This window comes from Pseudoalteromonas sp. TAE79 (assembly GCF_000498015.1).
Classification (GTDB): domain Bacteria; phylum Pseudomonadota; class Gammaproteobacteria; order Enterobacterales; family Alteromonadaceae; genus Pseudoalteromonas.
Genome location: NZ_AUTL01000251.1, coordinates 1 through 2,153 on the forward strand (window position 1 = coordinate 1; position 2,153 = coordinate 2,153).

Below are 2,153 nucleotides of genomic sequence, written 5' to 3' on the forward strand. Positions count from 1 at the left end.
TAGCCATATTGCCCAATTTCTATTTGGCTGACCGCCGCTTCTAATTTAGTCATGCGACTGATCAAAAACGCATACTCAGGACCTAGCTTCTCTGCTGCACAGTCTAACCATTCATTGTTTGCTGTATTATCTAAAATTTGTATTAAATGCTGATGTGTAGGGTAGGCTGATTTAGAAAGCATAGTTAATATATTTAATTTAATTTGTGCTATTTCATCGTTTAGTCTTTTTTGATGATGCATTATCAGTACAACCTTATTAAATTGGCTTCACGTTATACTGATATTATCTAGAGGCTTTAGGTTAGCCGTTATGATTTGAATCAAGTTGCGGTGCTTTGGCGTATTTATTTAATACGCTTGCCACATCTTCTTTACTTTTTAAACGCCTGATTTCATCAAATAAATCGATCGCTTGCGGGTATTGGCGTTTAAGGTAACCTAGCCATTGCTTTGTACGAGAAGCAAAATACTTTTCATCTTTTGCAGGGTCTTGATGAATAGCAGAGTGGATTAAGTGATAAATAATATGCTCCCATTGAAGGCCATCATATTGTTCATTATTTACATGAGCTTTAATTTTTTTTGCTAAATCAGGGTGCGAAAGGGCGCCACGACCAAGCATCAAATCAGTACATCCACTTCGTTTTTGGCAAAGCATTGCGTCCTCAACTTGCCAAATTTCACCATTGGCAACAACGGCAATATTTTTATCTTTTATTATTGGTGGAATTTTTTCCCAATAAGCTGGCGGGTTATAACCATCACGTTTGGTTCTGGCGTGTATAGCTACACTATTTGCGCCTGCGCTTACCACAGCATCAACAATTTCTTGGCTGTTACTGTCATCATCAAAGCCTAAGCGAATTTTTGCACTTACTTCATGTTTATCATCTACAGCATCCCGGACTGCTTTAATAATCGTATACATGTGGTCAGGATCTTTAAGCAGTACAGCACCCCCTCGACTACGATTAACGGTTTTTGCTGGGCAACCAAAGTTAAGGTCGACCCCATGAGATCCTAAAGCAATTGCTCTTACTGCATTTTCGGCTAACGGATTTGCTTCTTGGCCGAGTAATTGAACACGCACAGGAGTACCTGCTCGCGTAAATCCATTATTATGTAGTTCAGGGCAAAATCGATGAAAAACTTTATCAGGTAAGCATGTTTCAACCACTCTTACAAACTCGGTAACGCACAAATCGAACCCACCAATGTCTGTGAGTAATTGGCGCATTTTAAAATCAACGACACCTTCCATAGGTGCTAAAACAAGTTTCATAAGGTGATTAATTTTGATAAAAAACTGGACGCATAGTTTACCTGTAAATCACACATTGATAAATCTGTAATTACCGCCCATATTTGATGTATAAATTGCAAAAGTAAATATTATGAAAATAAATGAAAGTTTTTATTTTTGTACGGGTCTACTTAAGCATACAAGCAATTTAAAAATACATTTTTATTGCTGAGATTTACAATCCTTGATTAAAGAGAGTCATAAAATGAATACAGTTAAAAAAAATACAATCGCGTTAACTTTAGGTGCAGTAGTAGTTAGCTCTGCAAGTTTTGTATCTGCAGATGTACAAGCTAACCCATTTGAGTTTCAACAACTAGTAACAGGTTACCAATTAGATGCTGCAGAAGGTAAGTGCGGTGAAGGCAAATGTGGCGGTGACGCAAAAGATAAAAAAGAAGGTAAATGCGGCGAAGGCAAATGTGGTGGCGACGCAAAAGATAAAAAAGAAGGCAAATGCGGCGAAGGCAAATGTGGCGGCGATGCAAAAGGTAAAAAAGAAGGTAAATGCGGCGAAGGCAAATGTGGTGGCGACGCAAAAGATAAAAAAGAAGGTAAATGCGGCGAAGGTAAGTGTGGTGGCCGTTAATATCTTATTCTAAATAAGTTATGCTAAAAGGGCCCTAAGGCCCTTTTTTGTTTGCCCAGCGAAGCTGGCAAACCCGATAGGCTGAAAGATGCCTTATCACCCTGACTAAGGGGAAGATAATCTGAATGGCAAGGGCGTCACTGGCCAACGGTGGGGTCTGAAGGAAGCCATAAGAAGTTAGAGGTACACAACTAACCGTAACCTGTTTCGGCAGTATTGGTGGGTCAGCGTGCAAAATAGCGCAACGCCCTATACTTAG

At 39.4% G+C, this 2,153-nt stretch carries 3 protein-coding genes; 1 reads left to right on the forward strand and 2 read right to left on the reverse strand.

Going from position 1 to position 2,153, the window contains the following annotated elements; genetic code table 11:
* The coding region (locus tag L655_RS0119970) for a hypothetical protein (RefSeq protein ID WP_024606068.1) at positions 1–242 on the reverse strand (242 nt) is incomplete at its 3' end.
* Between the two features lie 61 nt (positions 243–303).
* Positions 304–1,284, reverse strand: coding sequence for a tRNA-dihydrouridine synthase (locus tag L655_RS0119975; protein WP_007583877.1), 981 nt, complete (start codon positions 1,282–1,284; stop codon positions 304–306).
* A 226-nt stretch (positions 1,285–1,510) separates the two neighbouring features.
* On the opposite strand from L655_RS0119975, the gene L655_RS0119980 reads away from it, so the two are divergent.
* Positions 1,511–1,894 carry a hypothetical protein gene (locus L655_RS0119980; RefSeq protein WP_024606069.1) on the forward strand — a complete coding sequence of 128 codons (384 nt, stop codon included), beginning with the start codon at positions 1,511–1,513 and terminating at the stop codon, positions 1,892–1,894.
* Positions 1,895–2,153: the final 259 nt, after the last annotated feature.

Excerpts from the sequence above, each read along its gene's own strand:
- L655_RS0119980 (WP_024606069.1), top strand. The coding sequence starts at position 1,511 with ATGAATACAGTTAAAAAAAATACAATCGCGTTAACTTTAGGTGCAGTA.
- L655_RS0119975 (WP_007583877.1), bottom strand. The coding sequence starts at position 1,284 with ATGAAACTTGTTTTAGCACCTATGGAAGGTGTCGTTGATTTTAAAATG.